At 44.3% G+C, this 23097-nt stretch carries 25 protein-coding genes; 16 read left to right on the forward strand and 9 right to left on the reverse strand.

Annotated elements, in window-relative coordinates; all coding sequences use genetic code 11:
• Nucleotides 1–236 precede the first annotated feature (236 nt).
• Both lptB and recJ read right to left on the reverse strand, forming a co-directional pair.
• Nucleotides 237–968, reverse strand: coding sequence for an LPS export ABC transporter ATP-binding protein (gene lptB, locus AC1XTG_RS04340; protein WP_056279500.1), 732 nt, complete (start codon nucleotides 966–968; stop codon nucleotides 237–239).
• 10 nt (nucleotides 969–978) lie between these two features.
• Nucleotides 979–2709 (reverse strand): single-stranded-DNA-specific exonuclease RecJ, encoded by a 1731-nt coding sequence (gene recJ / locus AC1XTG_RS04345; protein ID WP_484841151.1) that lies wholly within the window; start codon nucleotides 2707–2709, stop codon nucleotides 979–981.
• Nucleotides 2710–2824: 115 nt separating this feature from the next.
• On the opposite strand from recJ, the gene ruvX reads away from it, so the two are divergent.
• The 3 genes from ruvX to AC1XTG_RS04360 are packed head-to-tail and all read left to right on the forward strand — an operon-like array spanning nucleotide 2825 to nucleotide 4688.
• Complete coding sequence (ruvX, locus tag AC1XTG_RS04350; protein WP_056279505.1) at nucleotides 2825–3262, forward strand: Holliday junction resolvase RuvX; 438 nt, start codon at nucleotides 2825–2827, stop codon at nucleotides 3260–3262.
• 12 nt (nucleotides 3263–3274) lie between these two features.
• Nucleotides 3275–3856 carry a peptide deformylase gene (def, locus tag AC1XTG_RS04355; protein ID WP_484841152.1) on the forward strand — a complete coding sequence of 194 codons (582 nt, stop codon included), beginning with the start codon at nucleotides 3275–3277 and terminating at the stop codon, nucleotides 3854–3856.
• Nucleotides 3857–3896: 40 nt separating this feature from the next.
• Nucleotides 3897–4688 (forward strand): amidohydrolase, encoded by a 792-nt coding sequence (locus tag AC1XTG_RS04360; protein ID WP_484841153.1) that lies wholly within the window; start codon nucleotides 3897–3899, stop codon nucleotides 4686–4688.
• 6 nt (nucleotides 4689–4694) lie between these two features.
• On the opposite strand, the gene gatC is transcribed toward AC1XTG_RS04360, so the two are convergent.
• A complete protein-coding gene (gene gatC, locus AC1XTG_RS04365) occupies nucleotides 4695–4982 on the reverse strand; it encodes an Asp-tRNA(Asn)/Glu-tRNA(Gln) amidotransferase subunit GatC (protein WP_056279510.1) in 288 nt (95 codons plus the stop codon).
• Nucleotides 4983–5607: 625 nt separating this feature from the next.
• Here gatC and AC1XTG_RS04370 point away from each other — a divergent pair.
• From AC1XTG_RS04370 to AC1XTG_RS04395, 6 genes are all read left to right on the forward strand, one after another.
• Nucleotides 5608–6447, forward strand: a complete 840-nt coding sequence (locus AC1XTG_RS04370; RefSeq protein WP_056279512.1) for a MotA/TolQ/ExbB proton channel family protein — start codon at nucleotides 5608–5610, stop codon at nucleotides 6445–6447.
• 64 nt (nucleotides 6448–6511) lie between these two features.
• Nucleotides 6512–7126, forward strand: a complete 615-nt coding sequence (locus tag AC1XTG_RS04375) for an ExbD/TolR family protein (RefSeq protein WP_056279515.1) — start codon at nucleotides 6512–6514, stop codon at nucleotides 7124–7126.
• A gap of 37 nt (nucleotides 7127–7163) precedes the next feature.
• Nucleotides 7164–7745: an ExbD/TolR family protein gene (locus AC1XTG_RS04380; RefSeq protein ID WP_056279516.1), complete on the forward strand. Its 582-nt coding sequence runs from the start codon at nucleotides 7164–7166 to the stop codon at nucleotides 7743–7745.
• 31 nt (nucleotides 7746–7776) lie between these two features.
• The gene (locus tag AC1XTG_RS04385) at nucleotides 7777–8601 is read left to right on the forward strand and encodes an energy transducer TonB (protein WP_056279518.1); all 825 of its coding nucleotides are present in this window, start codon (nucleotides 7777–7779) and stop codon (nucleotides 8599–8601) included.
• A gap of 221 nt (nucleotides 8602–8822) precedes the next feature.
• A complete protein-coding gene (locus tag AC1XTG_RS04390) occupies nucleotides 8823–9779 on the forward strand; it encodes a substrate-binding domain-containing protein (RefSeq protein ID WP_056279523.1) in 957 nt (318 codons plus the stop codon).
• A gap of 88 nt (nucleotides 9780–9867) precedes the next feature.
• The gene (locus AC1XTG_RS04395) at nucleotides 9868–11619 is read left to right on the forward strand and encodes a tetratricopeptide repeat protein (RefSeq protein ID WP_484841154.1); all 1752 of its coding nucleotides are present in this window, start codon (nucleotides 9868–9870) and stop codon (nucleotides 11617–11619) included.
• Nucleotides 11620–11692: 73 nt separating this feature from the next.
• On the opposite strand, the gene AC1XTG_RS04400 is transcribed toward AC1XTG_RS04395, so the two are convergent.
• Nucleotides 11693–11896 (reverse strand): hypothetical protein, encoded by a 204-nt coding sequence (locus tag AC1XTG_RS04400; protein ID WP_031528945.1) that lies wholly within the window; start codon nucleotides 11894–11896, stop codon nucleotides 11693–11695.
• A 185-nt stretch (nucleotides 11897–12081) separates the two neighbouring features.
• Here AC1XTG_RS04400 and AC1XTG_RS04405 point away from each other — a divergent pair, with 185 nt between their 5' ends.
• Both AC1XTG_RS04405 and aroC read left to right on the forward strand, forming a co-directional pair.
• Nucleotides 12082–13383 carry a BatD family protein gene (locus tag AC1XTG_RS04405; protein WP_229238526.1) on the forward strand — a complete coding sequence of 434 codons (1302 nt, stop codon included), beginning with the start codon at nucleotides 12082–12084 and terminating at the stop codon, nucleotides 13381–13383.
• A 3-nt stretch (nucleotides 13384–13386) separates the two neighbouring features.
• Nucleotides 13387–14466: a chorismate synthase gene (aroC, locus tag AC1XTG_RS04410; protein WP_484841155.1), complete on the forward strand. Its 1080-nt coding sequence runs from the start codon at nucleotides 13387–13389 to the stop codon at nucleotides 14464–14466.
• A 1-nt stretch (nucleotide 14467) separates the two neighbouring features.
• Here aroC and AC1XTG_RS04415 read toward each other — a convergent pair whose 3' ends face one another.
• The 3 genes from AC1XTG_RS04415 to AC1XTG_RS04425 all read right to left on the reverse strand — a co-directional run bounded on the left by AC1XTG_RS04415 (nucleotide 14468) and on the right by AC1XTG_RS04425 (nucleotide 17207).
• Nucleotides 14468–14662: a hypothetical protein gene (locus AC1XTG_RS04415; RefSeq protein WP_082489056.1), complete on the reverse strand. Its 195-nt coding sequence runs from the start codon at nucleotides 14660–14662 to the stop codon at nucleotides 14468–14470.
• A gap of 187 nt (nucleotides 14663–14849) precedes the next feature.
• Entirely contained in the window at nucleotides 14850–16193 is a 1344-nt protein-coding gene (locus AC1XTG_RS04420) for a Gfo/Idh/MocA family protein (protein WP_484841156.1), read from the reverse strand.
• Between the two features lie 27 nt (nucleotides 16194–16220).
• A complete protein-coding gene (locus AC1XTG_RS04425; protein WP_056279533.1) occupies nucleotides 16221–17207 on the reverse strand; it encodes a formylglycine-generating enzyme family protein in 987 nt (328 codons plus the stop codon).
• 139 nt (nucleotides 17208–17346) lie between these two features.
• Between AC1XTG_RS04425 and AC1XTG_RS04430 the strand changes: the two genes are divergently transcribed.
• Together AC1XTG_RS04430 and AC1XTG_RS04435 are read left to right on the forward strand one after the other, a co-directional pair.
• A complete protein-coding gene (locus tag AC1XTG_RS04430; RefSeq protein WP_484841157.1) occupies nucleotides 17347–19230 on the forward strand; it encodes an ABC-F family ATP-binding cassette domain-containing protein in 1884 nt (627 codons plus the stop codon).
• Between the two features lie 51 nt (nucleotides 19231–19281).
• On the forward strand, nucleotides 19282–19917 hold the full coding sequence (locus tag AC1XTG_RS04435) for a DedA family protein (protein ID WP_056279537.1): 636 nt from the start codon (nucleotides 19282–19284) through the stop codon (nucleotides 19915–19917).
• On the opposite strand, the gene AC1XTG_RS04440 is transcribed toward AC1XTG_RS04435, so the two are convergent.
• The gene (locus AC1XTG_RS04440) at nucleotides 19914–20435 is read right to left on the reverse strand and encodes a gamma carbonic anhydrase family protein (protein WP_484841158.1); all 522 of its coding nucleotides are present in this window, start codon (nucleotides 20433–20435) and stop codon (nucleotides 19914–19916) included. The two genes, AC1XTG_RS04435 and AC1XTG_RS04440, sit on opposite strands and share 4 nt — an antisense overlap.
• Nucleotides 20436–20586: 151 nt before the next feature.
• Between AC1XTG_RS04440 and AC1XTG_RS04445 the strand changes: the two genes are divergently transcribed.
• On the forward strand, nucleotides 20587–21147 hold the full coding sequence (locus AC1XTG_RS04445; protein WP_056279539.1) for a YqgE/AlgH family protein: 561 nt from the start codon (nucleotides 20587–20589) through the stop codon (nucleotides 21145–21147).
• On the opposite strand, the gene AC1XTG_RS04450 is transcribed toward AC1XTG_RS04445, so the two are convergent.
• Nucleotides 21144–21365, reverse strand: coding sequence for a hypothetical protein (locus AC1XTG_RS04450; RefSeq protein ID WP_229238527.1), 222 nt, complete (start codon nucleotides 21363–21365; stop codon nucleotides 21144–21146). The genes AC1XTG_RS04445 and AC1XTG_RS04450 overlap by 4 nt on opposite strands.
• A 157-nt stretch (nucleotides 21366–21522) precedes the next feature.
• Here AC1XTG_RS04450 and AC1XTG_RS04455 point away from each other — a divergent pair, with 157 nt between their 5' ends.
• Both AC1XTG_RS04455 and AC1XTG_RS04460 read left to right on the forward strand, forming a co-directional pair.
• Nucleotides 21523–22779, forward strand: coding sequence for a metallophosphoesterase (locus AC1XTG_RS04455; protein ID WP_484841159.1), 1257 nt, complete (start codon nucleotides 21523–21525; stop codon nucleotides 22777–22779).
• Between the two features lie 94 nt (nucleotides 22780–22873).
• On the forward strand, nucleotides 22874–23077 hold the full coding sequence (locus AC1XTG_RS04460) for a hypothetical protein (protein ID WP_056279543.1): 204 nt from the start codon (nucleotides 22874–22876) through the stop codon (nucleotides 23075–23077).
• Nucleotides 23078–23097 lie beyond the last annotated feature (20 nt).

The following is a 23097-nucleotide window of genomic DNA, read 5'->3' on the forward strand; positions in this document are numbered from 1 at the left end:
TTAAATGAATGCAGTATGGTGTCGGAGCAGAGTGATTTGTGGATGAAATCAATGATAGGAGAGTCTGAATGCGTCTTTAAAAAGTGCTGTGAGAAGTATAAGAAGAAAGGAAAGCACTGCAAAAAATGCCCCAAGAAATGATGAACAGTTAGCCTGACAGCTTGTAATACAGTTCATGGTGAATAATTATAAGAGAGGGAATGCCTGGTAGCGTTCCCTTTTCTATTTTCCGCCTGTCAGACTTTGCGCTTCAATTCAAAATGCTGGCCCAGGTAAACCCGTCGCACTACTTCATCTTCGGCAAGTTCTTCTGCCGTTCCCTGCTTCAAAATCTTGCCTTCAAATAGTAGATAAGCACGGTCCGTGATGGAAAGTGTCTCATTTACATTGTGATCAGTAATGAGGATACCGATGTTCTTATGTTTCAATCTGGCAACTATGCTCTGAATATCTTCCACGGCAATGGGGTCAACTCCCGCAAACGGTTCATCTAACAGAATAAACTTGGGATCTACGGCAAGTGAGCGGGCAATTTCGGTTCGCCTTCTTTCTCCACCCGACAATACCATTCCTTTGCTCTTTCGCACGTGCCCCAGGTGAAATTCTTCAATGAGCTCTTCAACTTTCAACTTCTGGTCATTGCGCGACAAATCAGTCATTTCGAGTACCGCCTTGATATTTTCCTCCACGGTAAGAGTCCGGAAAACGGAAGCTTCCTGCGCCAGATAACCCAGCCCGAGCCGCGCCCTCTTATACATTGGCAGACTTGTAATGTCCTTATCATCCAGATATACTTTCCCGCTGTTGGGTTTAACGAGCCCCACCGCCATATAAAAAGAGGTAGTCTTGCCAGCACCATTTGGTCCGAGCAATCCTACGATTTCGCCTTGTTCTACCTGATAGCTTACATTATTATTGACGAGTCGCGCGCCGTATTTTTTAACCAGGTTCTCGGTTTTCAGTATCATGTCCGTCAATTCAGATTACTGCATCGTTTTCGTGCAGCTTAATGTCTTTCAAAGAGAGTTGTAACGTTTTTTTGTCGCGAAAGTTATTTTCTTCCAGCGAATAGCAGATAGAAAACGGCTTACCCGAGACAAGATCCGGATAAAACTGGGCCAGCCCAAAACCGACCGCGGTATAAACCTGGGAATTGCCCTGTTTTACATCAAACTTGATGTGTTTTTCCTTCATAATGCTCGGTCTGCCTGCCAGAGTCACTAATCTGGATTCAAAAACGGGTGTCATATTCCCTGGACCGAACGGGCCCATTTGCCGGATGATATTGTAGAATTTCGGGGAGATCGCTTCAAGATGGAGCAATGTATCAATATTGATCATAGGCACCATTTGATCCGGAAGAATCCTGCTGCTCACAATTTCATTAAAGCGTGATCTGAATGCTTCCAGGTTGTGCAGCGGCAGCGTAAGTCCGGCTGCGAAAGTATGTCCGCCGTATTGTTCAAGCAGGTCTGCACATTCTTCTATCGCCTCGTACACATCAAAACCCGGCACTGACCTGGCTGATCCTGCAGCCTTTCCATGTGAATGGGTTAATATGATCGTAGGGCGGTGATATTTTTCAATACAGCGGCTTGCTACGATCCCAATCACACCTTTGTGCCAGTCTTCCTTGTAGAGCACGGTGCTTTTGGCTGTTGAAAACCAATTGTCGTTTTCAATCATATAAAGAGCCTGCTCCGTAATGCTGGAATCGAATGTACGCCGCTCTGTATTATGCCTGTTGATTTCCATTGCAAATTCCATTGCCTCTTCATCCTGTTCGGAAAGGAGCAATCTTACCGCCTCTTTCGCGTGCTTGATCCGGCCGGCAGCATTGATCCGCGGACTCAATCCGAATACCACATTTGTGATATCCAAATGCCCGCTCATTCCAGAAACCTGGATCAGTGCTTTGATGCCAGTTCTGGGGGATGCATTGAGCCTTTTTAAACCATAAAATGCCAGTACCCTGTTTTCTCCGGTAATTGGCACGATATCAGCGGCAATGCTGACAACGAGCAAGTCCAGGTATTCAAACAACAATTCAATATCAATGTGCTGCTTTATACAAAAAGCCTGCAAAAGCTTAAAACCGACGCCGCAGCCGGTCAGTTCTTTGTAGGGATATTCGCAATCTTCTCTTTTTGGATCAAGTACAGCCACTGCTTTGGGCAGTTCCGCGCCGGGCCGATGGTGGTCACAAATAATGAAGTCAATGCCTTTTTCCGTAGCTGCTTCAACCTTATCAACTGATTTTACACCGCAGTCGAGAGTAACTATCAAAGAAAATCCATGCTCGCTTGCCCATTCAATGCTTTGCCACGAAACTCCGTAACCTTCTTCATAGCGATCGGGAATGTAGTAGTCAAGGTTTGAATAAAACCTTTTCAAAAAACCATAGAACAATGCTACCGAGGTGGTTCCGTCTACGTCATAATCTCCGTAAACCAAAATCTTCTCGCCGCGGTCAATCGCTTCGATGAGCCTTTCGACTGCCAGATCCATATCCTTCATCAGAAATGGATCGTGAATATGGGTAAGTTCAGGTCTGAAAAAGTTTCGGGATTGCTCAAAATCGAGTATGCCCCGGCGCACCAGTAAGGATGCCAGCGAAGGGTTCAGGTTCAGGGCAGCGGCAAGTTCTGCAACAGTCTGCTGCTGCTCAGATGTAAATTCAGGATGGTGTATCCAACGCTTGTCAATCATGCCGCAAATATAACTGGATTCTGTGACCCCTTTTCAAATCGGATTATCCGTTCGTACATCGGGAAAAGCTAGTTGAAAGGTCTTATCTTTGCAACCTGTTAACAATCTTTAAGAAATGGCGCGATTACTTGCAATTGATTATGGATCCAAACGCAGCGGAATAGCCGTGACAGATCCATTGCAGATCATCGCGACGGCGCTGGATACGGTACCAACGCACGATTTGAGAACCTTCCTGAAAAAATATACTTCACAGGAGCAAGTCGAGGCTTTTATCGTAGGTATGCCCAAAAAAATGGACAATACCGATAGTGAAAATGCCGCCAGGGTTCAGGCTTTTATTAAGTTGATCCAAAAAGACTTTCCTGAAATACCTGTTCATACGCACGATGAAAGATTTACCTCTTCCATGGCGCTTCAATCCATGATTTCAGCCGGATCCAAGAAGAGTGACAGGAGAGAGAAAGGAAATATAGATAAGGTAAGTGCCACTATCATTCTCCAGTCGTTTATGGAGAGCAGGGGCAATGCAAGAAATTTTAGTAGTCAATAAAGTTAAAAACCAATGATTTACCCGATTGTAGCTTACGGTGACCCGATTTTAAGAAAGCCAACCAGATTTATCGAGAAAGATGAAATGGACTTGAAGAAGCTTTCGGAAGATATGTTCGAAACAATGCATTCAGCGAATGGAGTTGGATTGGCTGCGCCGCAGATTGGTTTGAACGTGAGGGTCTTCGTAGTAGATGCAACACCTTTTGCAGAGAAGGAAGATGAGGATGACGAGCCAGATTTGTCACTCGCTGATTTCAAGAAAACCTTCATTAATCCCGAAATCCTCGAAGAAACCGGAAAAGAATGGGCATTTGAAGAAGGCTGTCTGAGCATTCCGGGAATACGCGGTGATGTGTACCGGCCCGAAACCGTGCGCATCAGATACCGTGATATCGAGTGGAATGAATATGAAGAAGTATATTCGGGTATGGCCGCGAGGGTAATACAGCATGAATACGATCACCTGCTTGGTAAGTTGTTTGTCGACTATCTTCCCACTCTGAAAAGACAGTTTATCAAAAAGAAACTGACCGACATTTCCAAAGGCAATGTGGACGCGGATTACAGAATGCGATTTCCCAGCCGGCGGTAGGTACATATATATATATAGCCACTCTTAGCAGCAAGGTATTATGGGCGAGATTCATTCAGATTTGTTATCGGTAGCACTGGTCCAGACAGACTTGTACTGGGAGGATGTTACGGCAAATCTGGCTTCGCTCGAAGAAAAAATTGCTGCGATCCCCGAGATGGTAGATGTGATTGTGTTACCTGAAATGTTTAATACAGGTTTCACGATGAATACTGCTGTCGCAGAACCCATTAATCTGACCACTACGCGATGGATGAAGCAGGTTGCGGCCCAGACTAATGCATTGCTGATCGGGAGTTTTGCGGTGAATGAGAGCGGAAAATTCTATAACCGGGTATTTTGTGTAAAGCCTGACGGTTCGTTTGTTTACAGCGACAAGCGCCATCTTTTTACAATGGGAAAGGAAAACCTTTCGTATAAGGCAGGAAATACAAGGCTTACATTAACCTGGATAGGCTGGAAGATTACACCGCTTATCTGTTATGATCTCCGGTTTCCGGTTTGGAGCAGAAACAATGTTGCCGATCCCTTTGATATACTTATATATGTAGCAAATTGGCCGGCTAAGAGGGCGCACGCCTGGAATACTTTGTTGAAAGCGCGGGCTATCGAGAACCAAAGCTACGTTGTAGGGGTGAACAGGGTAGGGGAAGATGCAAATGGTTTACAGTACCAGGGAGACTCTGTTGCGCTGGATTATCTGGGAGAGCCAGCCTGTATGCTCGGCGAGAAGGAAGTGATCAAGGTCGTACATTTTTCAAAGAATGAGCTCCAAACTTACCGGAATGCTTTCCCTGCATTATCCGACGCCGATCCTTTTACCCTGCATTGACCAGGATTATTCAATCACTTTCGGCACCATAATATAGCGCTCATTTTTGAGGGGCGCATTTGCAAGCGCATCTTCTCTGGTCAGCGTATTAGCAGCTTCGTCGCTGCGCCAGTTATTCACTTCATCAAGAATGTGGGTCAGCGGCTCCACTCCTTCGGTATCAATCTCATTGAGCTGGTCCATCCAGTTTAATACCGAATCCATACTCTTTAATGTCGCTTCCTCTTCTTCAGGACGTATTTCGAGGCGGGCCAGGTGGGCTACCTTGTAAAGTGCGTCGCGATCGATTTTCATGATATTATGAATTTGTTAAGTTGCTGTGGTACCTACTGGCAGAAAGTCAAAATTACCTCATTTTTGCCAAACCGCTACTGTGGCAGGATAATTAGGCATGTTTTTAGCTGACGTATTTGCTGAAAAATTCAGCTTCGGGTGATGTTGATTTTTGTCAATAATGACACAAACAGTGTCAAGTCTGAAATGATAGTTTAAAAATTGTTGTTAAGACACTTAGTAGGAGAAAAATAATATTTGCTTTTCTAAGTTATTCTTGAAATATTTTGAAATGCAAAATGCTGGTTTAAAAAACATGTATGAAGACTTTGGCGCAAAGAGTACAATTAAGTTATGATGTTGAAAGATCGATATTTTGTTCTTAATCAGTACTAAACTCAGATTTTTTAAGAAAATAGTGGGCAATGCGATCTTTAAAATATTCAATTTTTCAGCATTCAGTTGAAATCAGGAATAAAAAATCTGACCAAAAGCTTGCTTTTTTTTAAAAGGAAAACTCATACTTTTGTAGATGTCGATAACTGAAAAAAGCAATCGAAATTTTATTTTACCAAAACCAGTTTTTACCAAAAATTTTATTTAATTCACAACCAAAATCTCAATTTAACCTTTAAAAGTAAGTCTGATGGAAAAGAAAGCTACAAGTCCGGCACCTGCTCCAAAGCCTGCTGCGGCGGCAACAAAAGGCAAAGGCGGTTTAAACCCGGCATTGGTAATCCCTCTACTATTTGCGATTGCATTATGCGTGTACATTTTCGTTCTGGGAGCTCCCGAACACTTTAAAGATGGTGATCACGAAAAAGGTCCAATCGATGGTGATTACTACGGAATCGTTTACAAAGGAGGTCCTATCGTACCAATTTTGATGACCTGTTTCCTAATTGTATTAACATTTACAATCGAGCGTTTGATCACATTGAACAAAGCAAGCGGATCAGGCAGCATCGATTCATTCGTTCGTAAGGTGAGAAGCCTTTTGGACAAAAACCAAATCGAAGAAGCAATCAGAGAATGCGATAAACAAAAAGGCTCTGTTGGTAACGTAATTAAAGCAGGTCTTTTAAAATACAGACAGCTTACTACTGAAACTGGCTTGGATAAAGAGCAAAAACTGGCGGCTCTTCAGAAAGAAATCGAAGAAGCTACTACGCTTGAACTTCCAATGCTTCAGAAAAACCTTACGATTATTGCAACACTTGCGGGTGCATCTACTCTTCTTGCACTTCTTGGAACGGTAATCGGTATGATCAAAGCGTTCGCGGCTCTTGGTACATCAGGTTCACCTGACTCAGCGGCTCTTGCGACTGGTATCTCTGAGGCCCTTATCAATACTGCATTAGGTATCGGTACTTCGGCGATTGCTACTATTTCATACGCTTACCTGAACAGCCGTGTTGACGATCTTACTTACAGCATTGACGAAATTGGCATGAGCCTTCAGTCAAACTTTGCTGCACATTATTGATAGGTTAATGAACTATTTGATAGTGAAGTTTCGTTAATATAAAAAAAACTTATATATTTGATTTATGGCAAAGGTAAGACCTAAGAAGCACGCCCCGCATACCGATATGACGGCGATGACTGATGTAGCGTTCTTACTATTGACCTTCTTCATTATGACGGCGACTTTTAAGTCGAACGATGCTGAGATTACCACTCCATCTTCGATTTCTCAGATCAAAGTTCCGGATGATGATATCATGGTCATTAGTATTGACAAAGCAGGTAAAGTGTTCTTTGGCGTGGATGCCCAGCCCACGAGAGCGGCAATGTTGGAAAACATTGGACAATCAAAAGGGATTACATTCACAGATACTGAAAAGGCTAAGTTCGCGGTACAGTCTAGTTTTGGATTTCCTTTGAATCAATTGAAACCCTGGCTGAACATGCCGAAGGATCAAATGACCCAAGTTAAACAACCTGGTATCCCTGTTGACTCAACAGGTGCCAGCGAATTGGCTGACTGGGTTTATGCGGCCCGTAAAGCTAACAGTCAGCTTCGTATCGCTCTGAAAGGAGATAACCTGGCGAAGTTCCCTGTGTTCAAGGATGTACTGGCTAATTTACAGTCACAGAACATTAACAAGTTCAACCTGATTACAGGTAGTGAGCAAGCGCCTGCCGGCTACACAAACGATTAGGGTGTTATTAAGTAATTCATTTTAATTAAAGCAAGAAATGGCAGCAATTGAAGAATCGGGTGGTGGTGGCAAAGGCGATGGTAAGGTTCGGGGTAAGAAAATGTCTACTCGCGTAGACATGACACCAATGGTGGACTTGGGATTTTTGCTTATCACGTTTTTCATGCTTGCAACAACAATGTCGAAACCTACATCGATGTCGTTGGCAGTACCCGATAAAACTGACAAGGAAGATCAGGAAAAGACCGAACCTTTAAAAGCATCAAAAGTTTTGACCCTTTTCATGGGTGCTAATGATGATGTGTATTATCTGGATGGAGTAGCTGCTGATGATGATAAGGCGCAAGCGTCTTTGAAAACAACACGTTACGGATTTGATTTAAGAAGTGTAATTTTTGCTTCTCAGAAACGTATCAATGCTGCGAACCCGAAGGATGAGAAAGGAAACGATGCTTTCGTGGTGGTAATTAAGCCAACTCCAGTTTCAACATACAAGAATATGGTTGACGTACTGGATGAAATGGCAATTACGAAATCCAAAAGGTATGCGCTTGTGGAAACTTTGACGGATTCTGAAAAGAAGCTGTTGGGTGACAAGATTGTTCCGAAAGACCAATAATTTTTAACTAACCTATTAACTAATACGCGCCATGGCAGAACTAGGCCCGAATGCAACACTGGATGATATAGTGTTCGCTGATCGTAATAAGGCGTACGGTGCATTTGAACTTCGTAAAGGCTATCGTGCTGACGTTACGAAGGCCACTCTGATCGGAGCTGCACTTTTTGTTCTTGCAATGTTTACTCCGTCTATCATCAATAGATTGACAGCAGGGCAGGAAGAAGAAGAAGTAATGGTTGAAGTGGATTTAATGAAAATACCACCGCCGCCAATTGACCCGGCAGAACCACCACCGCCACCACCGCCGCCAGTAGAGCAGCCTAAGGTGAACACGGTGAAGTTCTTACCTCCCGAGGTTAAAAAGGATGAAGAAGTTCCTGAAGAGGTACCACCACCAACAGTGGAAGAGATTAAAGAAGCTGTTGTTGCTGACAAGACCATCGAAGGAGATCCTAACGCGAACGAGATCATTGTAGCTCCGGAAGCGGTTGCAGCCCCAAGTAAGGGTACGGTAGTTGAAGCGGCACCTGAGCCTGAAAAGGTTTTTACAGTGGTTGAGCAGCAACCTGAGTTTCCAGGAGGTACTACTGAGATGTACAAGTATTTAAGTAAAAACATTAAATACCCAAGTGCAGCATCTCGTGCGAACGTTTCCGGAAGGGTTTTCATGTCATTCGTTGTAAATACGGATGGAAGTATCCAGGATGTGTCAGTGTTAAAAGGATTGGGTTTTGGTTGCGATGAAGAAGCTATCCGTGTTGTGAAAGCAATGCCGAAGTGGAAACCAGGTAAGCAATCAGGACGTGCAGTTCGTGTTAAATATAACCTGCCGATCAATTTCCAACTGGAGTAACTCATGAGGGAAAAACCATTGCATGAGAAGATCGGTGATCTGACCTCTGTGTTGATGGCTTTGACATACATAGGAGGAGGGGTCTTTTTGATCCTCTCCTCCTTGTCTTTTAGGTTGTTACCAGTTGGAAGCGTACCCAGATACGCGTTTGCTGGCACACTTATTTTGTATGGTGCTTACAGAGGATACAGGGTCTGGCGTAGAAGAAATCAGGAAGAACTATGAGATTCAGGTTATTAGGGCTTGCAGTATTAGGTATTAGCGGAGTATTCGGTTTGCTGAATTGCGGGTCTGGAAATGGTAATCTGGACAACCCGAGACAGGGTACAATCACCGTTGCTTCTGATGAATCTTTCAAGCCGCTGGTTAACTCGCTTACTAATGCTTATGAAGGGATTTATCCTAACACGCATTTTAAGATCGACTATAAGCCGGAGCAAGAGGCAATCAGGCAGTTACTGAACGATAGCGCACGTATTATCTTTGCTACCAGACAGCTGAATGAGAAGGAGTTAGAAATCATTAAACGTCAAAAAGGCAGCCAAAAGTATCAGCATATCGCTACGGATGGTCTGGCATTGGTTGTCAGCAAATCTAATTCCGACAGCCTGATCACAATGGCCGAAGTGCAGGCCATTATGGAAGGAAAGATTAAGGATTGGGCTCAATTGAAGGATGGTAATCAGCAAGGTTTGATTACACTCGTTTTTGATAATGCCAACGCAAGTAACCTCAATTATATTCTTGAGAAGTTTAAGGTCAGGGATATCAGAAATTTGAGGATTATTTCAGCAGGTTCCAACGAGAAGGTAATTGAGGACGTTAGAAAAAATCCATTACATCTCGGATTTATTGGTGTGAACTGGATCAGCGATGGGCATTCATTGGCATCTGAGGAACTGTCTAAAGGCATTCATGTGTTAGGAGTCTCCAAGAAAACAAATCCGGATTCTTTGTCGGATTACATACAACCGTTTCAAAGTGGGTTGGAATTTAAAAGATATCCCTTGCATAGGGACCTATATATCATCAGTCGCGAAGGCTACTCAGGTTTAGGTGGTGGATTGATGACTTATATAGCCAGGGACGTAGGAGGATTGATTATTCAGAAGATGGGATTGCTTCCTACAGTACCTTACCCGCGTGAACTCGAGGTCACTACCGGGGCAAACTTTTAAAGTAAACAATTTTAATAGATTTGGATTTGTTATTGAAAAAGCCAAATTTTTTATCACTATTTTAACCGGGTAAAAAATGAACAGAAACATGAAAGTGAAATTAGTAGCACTAGTATTTGGATTATTGGCGTTTGTGCAATTACATGCGCAAACGGTGCAGGATGGCTTGGCATTGATACACGGAGAACGTTACAATGAAGCAGGCGAAGTATTTAAAAAGCTTGCTGAGGGCACTCCTTCCGGCGATAACCAATATTATCTGGGATATTATTATGTTATAACTAACCAGTTGGATGAGGCGCAGAAAGCGTTTGAAAAAGGTTTGCAGGTTGACGACAAATCTTATTTGAACAAAGTTGGTCTTGGTACCGTAGCGCTTGGAAAAGGCGACAGAGCTAAGGCGAAGGAGCTTTTCGACGAAGCAGAAAAGAAGAAGAAAAAAGATGCTGAGGTTCTTTACCGCATAGGTGAAGCTTACACTTTGTTCGAAAAACAAAATGATCCTGCGGAAGCAATCAGATTGTTGGATGAAGCTGTAAAAAGAGACAAGAACTTGGCTGATGCTTACATAGCAAAAGGTGATGCATTAATGTTGCGTAATGAAGGTGGTAATGCAGTTACAGCCTATGAATATGCATTGACTGCAAAGCCTAACTATGCAGTAGCTCACAACCGCATTGGTCAAATTTACCTGCGTGGTAAAAACTACAACCTGGCTCTTGAAAACTATAAGAAGGCAATTGAAGCCGATGCGAACTTCGCACCTGCTTACAAGGACCTTGCTGAGTTGTACTTCTTCGCTCAGAAATACAAACAAGCGGCTGAGAACTTCGATATGTACATTCAGAAAAGCGGTACTACTGACCCTGAGATGAAATTGCGTGCTGCTCAGTTTGCATTTACTGCTGATGACTATGCAAAGTCACTGCAATTGCTGGAAGAGATTAAAGGTAAAATCAACAACCCTATTACATTGCGTATGTACGGTTGGTCTTACTTTAAGCAAAACGATCCAGACAAAGCAATTGAGAACCTGAACGAGTTCATGAAAGTTGCTCCGGATAAGATCATCGGCGATGATTATAAATATCTGGGACGTGCTTACAACCAGAAAAATGGTGGCGAGAAAGGCTACGATTCAACTGGTGTGCTTTACATTCTAAAAGGTGCTGATATGGATACCAGTAAGGCAGAAGCTGCTACTACCTATAAAGAGGTTGCTGCGCTTTACTATGCTGCTAAGGATTATCCAAATGCTGCTTCTGCGTATGAAAAAGGTATTGCCCTTGATACGTCAAAAGCTAGTGCGAACGACTACTATTATACAGGTTTGGCTAACTTCCAGAGAGCTTCAAGCTTCGTTGTACCAACTGCTGCTGACTCGAATTATGCTGACAGCGCGAGAATTGCAATGGATAAGAAGAACCTGTATCTGAAAGCGGATTCGATCTTTGCTATTGTTACCCAGAAGTTGCCAGAATGGCCATATGGATATTACTGGAGAGCTAGTACGCTGTACAATGCATACGACAGACAAGAAAATATCGACAAAGGTATTTCAGCTCCATATTATGCCAAGCTGGCCGAACTGGCTGAGAAAGATCCTGATCCATCCAAGTATAAATCTTATTTAAGACTTGCATATGGTTACCTGGCGTTTTACAGTCAAACTACCCAAAAAGATCCGGCAAAAGCGAAGGAATATTGGGAGAAGCTTTTGAAAGTTGACCCTGATAATGCGTCGGCTAAGGAGGCACTGGGCCTTGCTGTTGCAACTCCTGAGGCTGGACAAGCAGCAGGTAAGACTAAGACTGCTACTGCAACTCCAAAGAAGAAATAATCAAGTGAGTTATAAAAAGAACAGCCGCCCGGATTTTCCAGGCGGCTGTTCTTTTTATAAAAACTACAAAAAACTACGAAGGTGTAACCCGTGCAAAGCAGGTATTCAAAACAGGAAGATGCACAGAGGCATAATGATCATAGCACCACTGCTTTAAACGCTTAACCTCAGCCGGCATCAACATACGAATCGCTTTTTTAAGCTCTTTCTCGAACAATCTGCGATCGAAGCTCACTTTTTGCAGAATAATTTTAATGTATTCAAGCATCGAGGCCATATGATTACTTAATTTTGTGGTTTAGGGAGGCGGAAAATGCATTCCGACATAGCAATTGCTAATAAAGATAACGAAATATTTTAATGAGATTATATGCGTTATTGAATATTTTTTTGTGTTATTCTTTTATCTCCTTTGCTCAGGTTCAAAATAGCGATGCTACTGTTGAACTTGGTCCTAAGAACTTGACACTCAATCAGCCATTCACTATTTCTGTGGTTCTGAGGGATGCAGAAACAAGACCGGCGGTACTCTTCCCGGACATTCGTGATCTGGAAAAAAGAAGCAAATCGGCAACAAGCTCAATCAGTACTGTTGATGGTAAAAAAATAGTTATCCAGACGATTACGCAGGAATATTACGCTTCAAAGGCCGGCAGCTATCTCATTCCTGAATTTACATTAAACATCAATGGGCAGAGACTGAGATCCGATGAAACGATGGCGGTATTTTCGGCTTCTGAAGATGTGGATGATAATGCAACAAAGCCCGTTGCAGATGTTTCTGAAGCTGAAATCGAGAATTACAATGAAGCCGTGTTCCTGGCTGTGCAAACCGACAAGAAACGGGTTTTCATACGGGAGGGCTTTGCATTAAAGATATCGCTTTATATAGCCGAGAATGCGCCGGTGGATATGGAGTTCTACCGGTTTAATGAACAGTTTCAATCTATTTTGAAAACACTGCGTCCAGCTAATTGCTGGGAAGAAAATGTTGGGATCGAAGAGATTGTTAAGAGAAGAATCACGATCAAGGGTAAGCGATATACTGAATACAATATGTACCAGGCAAGGCTCTTCCCTATCACTACTGAGAAAATCGTTTTTCCGAAAATCCGGCTTGATATGCTGGTGTCGGACAATACCGCGGCCGTAAATGTTGATAAAAAGGTCGTAAAAACCTTTCGTTCAAAAGCGGTAACCGTAGAAGTGAAGCAACTGCCGGAACATCCATTGAGAGACCAGGTTGCTGTTGGGCAGTATAGTTTAAGGGAGTCACTATCAGCTGCGCTGGTGTATCCGGGCGAGAGCATTCGATATATGTTCAAGGTGGAAGGTGTGGGAAACATTGCTGCCTTGCCCACCCCATTGGTCCTGAGCAACTCCAATCTGGACATTTATCCGCCAGAGGTAAGTCAGGTGATCAAGAGAAGTTATCAGAATGTAATTGGAGAAAAGACTTTCGACTACTTTGTTGTGCCCCGGAAAGATGGTACATTTCCGCTCGGGAGGTATTTTCAATGGATATACTTCAACTCGCATCTTGCCAAATATGATACTCTGCGTTCTGCTAAGTCTTTGGAAGTAAAAGGAGAAGATTACAAGATTGCGAACCTCTCCCTGTCAGGTTCATCGGGCTTGTACGACAATATAGAAAGCCTCGACAGCAGTAAGCAGGGAACCGATTACAAGAAAATATTAAAGGAAGTAACCAATGCGATCGTCATCATTTTGCTGGCTACGCTGATATGGGTTTTTAGAAAATAAACAATGGGAAGTACTTACGGAAAGGTATTCAAAATAGCCACGTTTGGCGAGTCACATGGAGTCGGTATAGGTGTAATTATTGAGGGCTGCCCGGCCGGATTGGAGTTCGATTCTGATTTTATCCAAAGCGAATTGACGCGGCGCAAGCCAGGACAGTCCCGGATCACAACCCAGCGTAAGGAAGCCGACGAATTTGAGGTTCTTTCAGGGGTTTTTGAGGGCAAAACAACCGGCACTCCAATTGCATTGATCATCCGCAATGAAGATCAGCGTAGCAAGGATTATTCTCACATCGCCACACAATACAGACCATCACACGCGGATTACACTTACCAGGAGAAATATGGAGTAAGAGACTATCGCGGCGGCGGAAGGAGCTCGGCGCGTGAAACAGCCGCAAGGGTCGCAGCTGGTGCAGTTGCAAAGCTGTTTCTGGCGAAAATGAACATCAAGATAACCGGATACGTATCGCAGGTTGGACAGATGAAGCTCGATAAAGCCTATCATGAGCTGGATCTTTCGCTGGCAGAAGAAAATGCAGTGCGCTGTCCTGACCCGGAAATGGCCGCTAAAATGTTTGATTATATCGATAATGTGCGAAAGTCAGGCGACTCAATTGGCGGAATAGTAAGCTGTGTAGTTACGGGTACTCCGGTGGGATTGGGTGAGCCGGTCTTTGATAAGCTGCATGCAGAGCTCGGAAAGGCAATGCTAAGTATCAATGCAGTAAAAGGCTTTGAATATGGAAGCGGGTTCGACGGTGTTAAACTACTCGGATCGCAGCATAACGACGCCTTTTTTGTAGACGAAAATGAAAAGGTACACACCAGAACAAATCACTCCGGCGGCGTGCAGGGAGGTATTTCCAATGGGCAGGATATTTATTTCAATGTAGCTTTCAAGCCTGTTGCCACGATCATGCAGGATCAGGAAAGTGTAGACCAGGATGGAAATGTGGTCATCGTGCAGGGAAAAGGCCGTCACGATCCATGCGTTGTTCCCCGTGCAGTGCCGATTGTGGAAGCAATGGCAGCGTTGGTCCTGGCCGATTTTTACCTCAGGAACAAATCGAGTAAAATCTAGCTTAGAGGCGGTGTTTTCTGCGGCGCTGGTTGAGACTTAGCACAAGCCAGATTGTTCCCAGGAATTCAATTAAAAGGCCGGCAAGGATAATGGGATTACTAACGTGCTTTTGAGAAGTGTTAAGGAATACACCGGTAAGTACTACGATCATACCGGTAAGTAGAATAAGTGCAGCGTTTCCTAATCCAAGTTTCACTGACTATTTGTTTCGTTCCACAATAAGATCGTAGAAGATCTCTTACCGAATGTAAAAAATTGTTTCGGTAAATGCTATTTGATCTGTGAAGTTTTTATTGATTTTACTACTGCAAAATAGCAGCTGACTTAAACAAAAAATGGCTCCTTGCGAGCCATTTTTTGTTTTGTAATATTTAGAATAAAGATCAGATAACCTGACTTTTACCAGGAATTGCAACTGGATAAAGGCCATCTGCACCTGGCATGATCTTCGGAGAAGCGTCCCAGGCAAGTTTGTCAGGGAACAAATTGATGTCTGAATTAAGCGCTTCATCCCACTTCACCATTTTACCGGAGTAAGTAGCCATTCTACCCATAATTGCAGTCATTGTACTTTTCGCGCCATTTTCTGCGTCAGCAAATTTGTATTCACCTTTCGCGATAGCAGCAAACAATTCGTCGTGTTCTACCTGATACGGGTTCTTATCAGCTTTGCCGTCATGTTGATAGATAACACCGCCTTTATAATCTTTCAAAGCTGTTCTCTTGCCGTCAAAGCTGTCGATCCGGCCTTTCGTTCCCACGAATGCTTCGTCAACGCGGTTCCAGGTTCCTTCAAACTGGCGGCACTGGCTTGAAATAACCGTTCCGTCAGCATAAACCAGATCCAATGTATGGTGATCGTAAATTTCACCGTAGGCTTTACCAGTACGAACCTGACGTCCGCCTGTTCCCTGAATTTCAACAGGGTAACCTTTTTTCACCCAGTTGGCAACATCAATATTGTGAACGTGCTGCTCTGAAATGTGGTCGCCGCATAGCCAGTTGAAGTAGTACCAGTTTCTCATTTGGTACTCCATTTCAGTCTGGTTTGGCTGGCGCTCCTTCATCCAGGGGCTGCTTCCAACCCAGTATACCTGGCCGCCTACGATATCACCGATTGCTCCGTCGTGAATCCTTTTGATTGCCTCAATATAATTGGCCTGATAGTGACGCTGCAGACCAACCACTACATTCAACTTTTTCTTCTTAGCCTGCTCAGCAATTTCCAGCACTTTGCGGATACCTGGTGCATCGGTGGCAACCGGCTTCTCCATAAATATATGCTTGTCATTCTTCACAGCCTCTTCGAAGTGCGACGGACGGAAACCCGGAGGTGTTGCCAGGATCACCACGTCTACATCTTTCAATGCGATTGCTTTTTTGAATGCGTCAAAACCAACGAATTTGCGGTCGTCAGGAACGTTAACCTTCGTAGCGGTATCAACAGCTTTGCCTGCTGCATCTTTGTATTTCTTTGCAGTAAGGTTTTTGTATGCATCATCCAGACGGTCTTTAAATGCATCGGCCATTGCCACGATCTGCACGTTCTGAGATGTGCTCAATGCCTGTGCAGCAGCTCCAGTTCCTCTTCCTCCGCAGCCAATCAGTGCCACTCTGATTGTTTCGTTTACAGAACTATTGAAGCCGTATCCTGTCAGAGGATTCAATATCGCACCGCCGGCGATCAGGCCCGATGCTTTTAAGAAATTACGTCTGTTTTGTTCCATTATGCAAAAATTAAGAGTTATAGTTGATCAATAGTCTTCAATTAATTTAGGGCTGTAATAAGCTTTAATTTCTTCCGGAGAAGGTGTTTTCAGAGGTCTTACCACTCTGAACCCAACGAAAGAAGCGCTGGTCAGCCACCATTCGCTTTTTGGCAATTGCGGGTCGAGGATCTTCCAGTCAGCCTTAGAAGGAATTCTTGCAGCACTTCTCAGTTCCGAAGGCTCATCATCCCATGATCCGCCACGTACAGAATTCGGGTAAAGCTCAGTAACCGGCGCGTACTTTTCACCAGCTGGCTTTTTAGCATAATAATCAGGGATATACTGATCCAGCGTCCATTCCATTACATTTCCATGCATATCGTGTAACCCGAATGCATTCGGTTTTTTCTGACCTACCTTTTTGTAAGCAGCGTCGCTGTTGCCACGGAACCATGCATATTCTCCCAGCTTAGAAGCGTCGTCACCGAAAGAGTAAGCAGTTTTAGAACCTGCGCGGCAGGCATATTCCCATTCAGCCTCAGTCGGCAAACGATAGAAAACACCTGTTTTTTCATAAAGCCATTTGCAAAAGTGAATAGCCGCATACTGCGTCATGTTTATCGCCGGGTAACCTTCGCGGCCCATACCAAATGACATATCCACATAAGGAGGACTCGGGCGGGTACTTGCATCTGTTTTTTGAACTGATTTTTCAGGATCCGGGTGGCGGGCTGCCATTTCTTTCTCCATATTTTTGAAAGAATACAAATCGTAGATATCCCAGATCACTTCAAATTTTCCCATCCAGAAAGGTTCGATCTTCACCTTATGCTGAGGACCTTCGTCGGCTTTGTGGCCTTTTTCGCTGGCCGGGCTTCCCATCATGAACTCGCCGCCGGGAATAGCGACCATTTCATATACCTTTGGGCTACCTCCGATTTTTTGTGTGTAATTCTTAAAATTAGCGTCTTGGGCTAGTGCGTTGAAGGAAAATAGGAGCGTTGAGATTAAGAAAAGAGATTGTTTAGACATAATAATAAAACGAGTCGGTTGGAACCATCTAACTGAATATAAGTGGCAATATTAGCCTATTTACCCTATGAAAACGAATTTTTTCTAAGTTGTTTGATATCTGTTCTAACTTTGCAGACATTGAATTTTAGCTTTAATCATGAATTATCTTTCAGCAGAAAATATAGCAAAGTCATTTGCTGACAAATGGCTTTTCAGAAATATCAGTTTTGGAATCAGCCGCGGCGATAAAGTCGCATTGATCGGGAAAAACGGAACAGGGAAAACAACATTTCTCAATATTCTCACAGGTAAGATACCGCCAGACGAAGGCGAGGTGAGTTTCAGAAAGGACATTCGCATTGGGTATCTTGACCAAAGTCCTGCATTCGACGAAAGTCTGCCAGTGCTGGAAGTGATTTTTTCTTCCAACAATCCGGTAGCCCAAGTGGTGAAACGGTATGAACACGCCATTGAAACCGACAACCACGACGAACTTGCCGAGGTAATGGAGGATATGGATAAATATAATGCGTGGGACTTTGAATACCGTACAAAGGAAGTTCTCGGCAGACTGGGCATCCATCATACAGATACTCCGTACGGCGCACTTTCAGGGGGCCAGCGTAAGAGAGTAGCAATGGCGAAGGTTTTGCTTGAAGATCCCGACTTGTTGATCCTCGATGAACCTACCAACCACCTCGACCTGGACACTGTAGAGTGGCTTGAAAATTACCTGAATACGTCGAATACTACTTTGCTGGTAGTAACTCACGACAGGTACTTCCTGGATACTGTTTGTAATCAAATGCTGGAACTGGACCACGGTTCAGCTTATCCGTATAAGGGTAACTATTCTTATTTCCTTGAGAAGAAAGCAGAAAGAGAGGAAATGGAGGCTGCGGGCATTGATAAAGCCAGAAACCTGATGCGCAAAGAGCTTGACTGGATCAGGCGACAGCCAAAGGCGCGGGGTACCAAAGCAAAATACCGCGTCGATGCTTTTGAGGAGCTGAAAGAAAAAGCTAGTCAGAAGAAATTTGATACGAAAATGGAGCTGAATGTCCGCACGTCGCGACTGGGCAGCAAAATCATCGAGCTTGAAAAGGTAAGTAAAGGGTTTGGGGACCGGCAGTTGATCAAGGATTTTGAATATACTTTCCGCAAAGGAGACAGGATTGGGATTGTTGGTAAGAATGGAATGGGCAAGTCGACGCTCCTGAATATGATCACCGGCGAGCTGTCTCCAGATCAGGGTTCGATTGTGAAAGGGGAAACCGTACAGTTCGGCTATTACAAGCAGTCTGACCTGGTTTTTAATGAAAATCAGCGGGTAATAGATATCGTGAAAGATGTGGCCGAGGTAGTGCAGCTGGGTACCGGCGAATCGGTCACCGTTAGTAAGCTGCTCGAAGCATTCCTTTTTTCCCCTTCCAAGCAATATGATTTTATCTCAAAACTGAGCGGAGGTGAAAAACGGAGGCTGCAGCTTTTGTTGATCCTGATCAAGCAACCAAACTTCCTGATCCTCGATGAGCCAACCAACGATCTGGACATTGCGAGCCTGAATGTACTCGAAGATTTTCTGATGAACTTCCCTGGCTGTCTGATGATCGTATCCCACGACCGGTATTTTCTGGACAGACTGGTTGAGCACATATTTGTTTTTGAAGGTGAGGGTAAAATCAGCGACTTTCCCGGAAACTATACCGAACTGCGGGATTACCAGGATGAGCAGGAAGCAGAGAAAAAGAGTGCAGGTTCCAAGCCCGCGCCGGTTGCAGCTCCTGAGCCGGTTCAGGAAGTTACGCCCGCTGCTAATATCACAGCCAAAAAAAAGCTGAGCTACAAAGAGCAAAAGGAAATGGAGCAGCTTGAAGCTGATATAGCTAAAATGGAAAAGCAGAAAGCGGTTCTGGTGGAAAAACTGAACACCGGCGGCTCGCACGATGAGCTGGCAAGCTGGTCGAAAGAAATCGAGACATTAACCGAAAGTCAGGCTGACAAGGAAATGCGCTGGCTCGAACTATCGGAAAATGCTTAAATTTGAACAGCTCCATAGTTAGTATGGAGCTTGTTCCTTTATCCTGACATTATGAATTCAATTACCGAATTTTTCCAATATATACTCAACTCCGAGGAGATCATCCGTACCGGCGGTTTGCTGGTTATCACATTCATCGTGTTTGCCGAGAATGGATTGTTCTTCGCATTCTTCCTTCCCGGCGATTACCTGGTCTTCCTGGCTGGCGTATTCTGCGGTACAGGAATTCTGGATGTGCCGATCGGAATTTTGCTGTTGTGCATGTTTACGGCCGCAGTACTGGGCTCCTTGCTCGGATATATTTTTGGTAAATATTTCGGTGATATGTTTGAAAACAGGCCCGATTCCTTCTTTTTCAAGAAAAAACACATTGAAACCACACGCAACTACTTTGAACGGTATGGAAGCCGCACGCTGATCATCAGCCGGTTTTTACCTGTTGTCAGAACTTTCGCGCCTATTCTTGCGGGGTTAGTCAAAATGCCTTTTGTATCATTCCTGATCAACAATGTTGCCGGTGGTGCCATTTGGATCGGTTCTTTGACTGGCGGCGGATATCTCTTCGGAGAGCGTTTCCCCTGGATCGTTGATTACGTGCAGTACATTATCCTTTTCTTCCTCGCGATCACGACGTTTACTGTTATTAAAGGTTATCTGAATGCGAGAAAGGAAATGGGAGAAGGCTAATCTTCCGTTTCTTTGAACCAGCCCGAATAGGTAATGTAGTTGTTGGCAGTTCTGTCGATAGCCGCATTCAGTTCAGGAGAAACATCTTTCAGGTACCTGGCTGGATTTCCTGCGTAAATGGTGCCGGGAGGGATTTTGGTGCCCTGCGTCACAATTGCTCCGGCTGCCACGATAGAGCCTGTTCCTACTACCGCTCCGTCCATTACAATGGCTCCCATTCCGATCAGCACATGGTCTTCGATTGTACAGCCGTGCACAATTGCATTATGCGCAACAGACACGTAGTTGCCGATCGTGGTGGAAAAGCGCTGGTAAGTACAGTGGATAACCGCGCCGTCCTGCACATTGGAATGGTGCCCGATCCGGATGCTGTTCACATCCCCCCGGATGACGGCATTGAACCAGACAGTACAGTTTTCTCCCATTTCCACATCACCCACAATTGTTGCATTTTCAGCAAACCAGCAGTTTTCGCCGAATTGCGGCTGATACCCCCGCACGGATTTAATTAAAGCCATAATCTTGTTTTCGTTGGTTTTTGCAATGCAATGGTATGCTTTTTGGTTTGCAGGAAAAATTGCCGGAAACCTATTCAATTTTGATTGTTTCGGGGTTAATGTTACCAAAAAATAAAATATATTCGTTCAGCATAAAAAGTTTCGTCAGAATATGTCTACAAGCATGAATGTCTCGAAAGGAAGCCTGCTAATTGCCAAACCGTTTTTGGGCGATCCAAATTTTGAGAGAGGTGTGATCCTGATGTGTGAACACAACGATCACGGCAGCTTTGGTTTTGTGCTGAATCAAACTACGGAGCTATTTCTCGGCGATGTGCTTGAAGAAACGATTTACCAGGATATCACACTGCATCTCGGAGGTCCCGTAGAAAAGAACACGCTTCATTTCATTCACAGGCGCCCCGACCTGATCAGCGGCGGTGCTGAAATCATGAATGATGTGTACTGGGGCGGCGATTTTACAACGGTGAAAACACTGCTCAACCTCAATACCCTCAACCAGGAAGATATCCGCTTCTTTATCGGCTACTCGGGCTGGGGAGAAGGGCAGCTCGCAGAGGAGCTCAGCCAGGATTCCTGGATTATTACCCATACCAACTCTGATTTCCTTTTTACAACTCCGCCGGGCAACTTCTGGCGCGAGATCCTGCGGAATATGGGCGGCGAGTACCGTTCCATTGCGCATTATCCCATTGATCCGCGCCTGAATTAGTTAGGTTGGTCCAATCCTTTTACCGATTCGTAGTCAGATTTGATGCGGGCGACTTCTTTCGTCAGAAAGAACTGTAATTCTTCATTGAAGACTTTCTTTTCATCTTCCGGCAGGGCGTTATAGAGCTCTTTCAGCTCCTGATTAATCTGTGCGCGCTCCTCGGCTGTGCCTGCGTTCATTGATCTGATATGAAATCTTTTGAAATCGAAATTTCCCATTGTATTTATATGTATTTGAAAACCATTAAACAGGCGATTTTTGCCTTTAAAAGGATGGTGAAAACCTCTGCTGTACAAACCTCAACAATCTCCCGAGATAACCGAACGAGAAAACAAGGTCAAACGTTTACATGCAATATGAAAACGATCATTTAAAATGCCCAGAACAGTCTTTTTTTTATTGCTGACTTTTATTCTGATAGCAATAGATTTCTACGTCTGGCAAGGTTTACGATTTGCTACCCGCAATTTATCCCAGGTTTCCCAAAGGTGGATCGGAGGTATTTACTGGGGTTTCACGCTTATCACCTTGCTGGCTTACATTGCCATGCAGCTTTTGCCGCCCGACTATTTCAAAGGTACTACGCGGACCTTCGTCGTTGCTTTTATCGCAATTCCTTATTTGTCCAAATTACTGGCAGTCCTGATCCTGCTGGTTGATGATGTGCGCCGCTTCTTTCAGTGGATTGTGAGTTTCGTTTACCCTGGCGCTGCTACTCCGTCTCCGGAAACAGGCGAGCCTACTATCCCGAGATCACAGTTTCTGGCGACGACTGCGGTAGTAGCCGGAACAGGCTTAATGGGTACTTTTGCATTCGGGATACTATCGGGAGCGCACGATTACCGGGTGCGCAGGGTAAAGGTTCCATTGAAGAACCTTCCAGGTGTTTTTCACGGAATGAAAATTGCACAATTGTCAGATATTCATTCAGGGAGCTTTTTCAACAAGACAGCTGTCAAGGGAGGCGTTGAAATGTTGTTAAAAGAAAAACCGGATATCGCTTTTTTTACAGGTGATCTGGTCAATGACAGGGCTTTGGAGGTGCAAGATTATATCTCCATTTTCGATAAGGTAAAAGCGCCGCTCGGCGTCCATTCCATTCTCGGGAATCATGATTACGGCGACTACTACCAGTGGCCCGACCTGAAAGCGAAAACCAATAACCTTGCTGATCTGCAAAGAGCGCATAAGCTGCTGGGGTGGAACCTGATGCTCGACGAGCATCGTCCAATCCGTGTAGATGGTGAAGAAATTGGCCTGATTGGTATTCAGAACTGGGGTGCCGGCAATTTTGCCAAATATGGCGATCTCGCCAAAGCCTATCAGAATACAGGTGATTACCCTGTTAAAATCCTGCTTTCCCACGATCCAAGTCACTGGGATCAGCAGGTACTTCCCAAGTACAAGGATATTGACCTCGCATTGGCAGGGCACACGCACGGAATGCAGTTTGGCGTGGAAATTGGTAAATTGAAGTGGAGCCCGGTGCAGTACAGGTACAAACGCTGGGCAGGATTGTATAAGGAAGATGAGCAATACCTGTATGTAAACCGTGGTTTCGGTTACCTGGGTTACCCGGGAAGGGTAGGTATCCTGCCGGAAATTACTATCTTAGAACTGGTAAAAGCCTGAGTGCCGGAAATAAACGATTTATAATCAGATGCTATACAGGTTTTTGCATTCAGCGCGTTGAATATTAGATATTGTTTTCACTGCTCCCATAATCATGAAGAAAATCATTCCCTGCATACTGGTACTTGGCCTGACACTTGGCTTTTCCGGCATTGAACAACTCCAAGCAAAGCCTGTTACTTCCAAGATGGAGCTAATGGGAAAGAAGAAAAAATACAAGGGTTATAAGAAGCCCAAGTCGAAAAAAATACTTGGTATTTTCAAACGCAAAACGGATTGCGGCTGCCCGAATCATTGATTTGCAAGGGCGCTACAAAT

The sequence above is a fragment of the Dyadobacter sp. HNCC25DJ183 genome, from assembly GCF_056895175.1.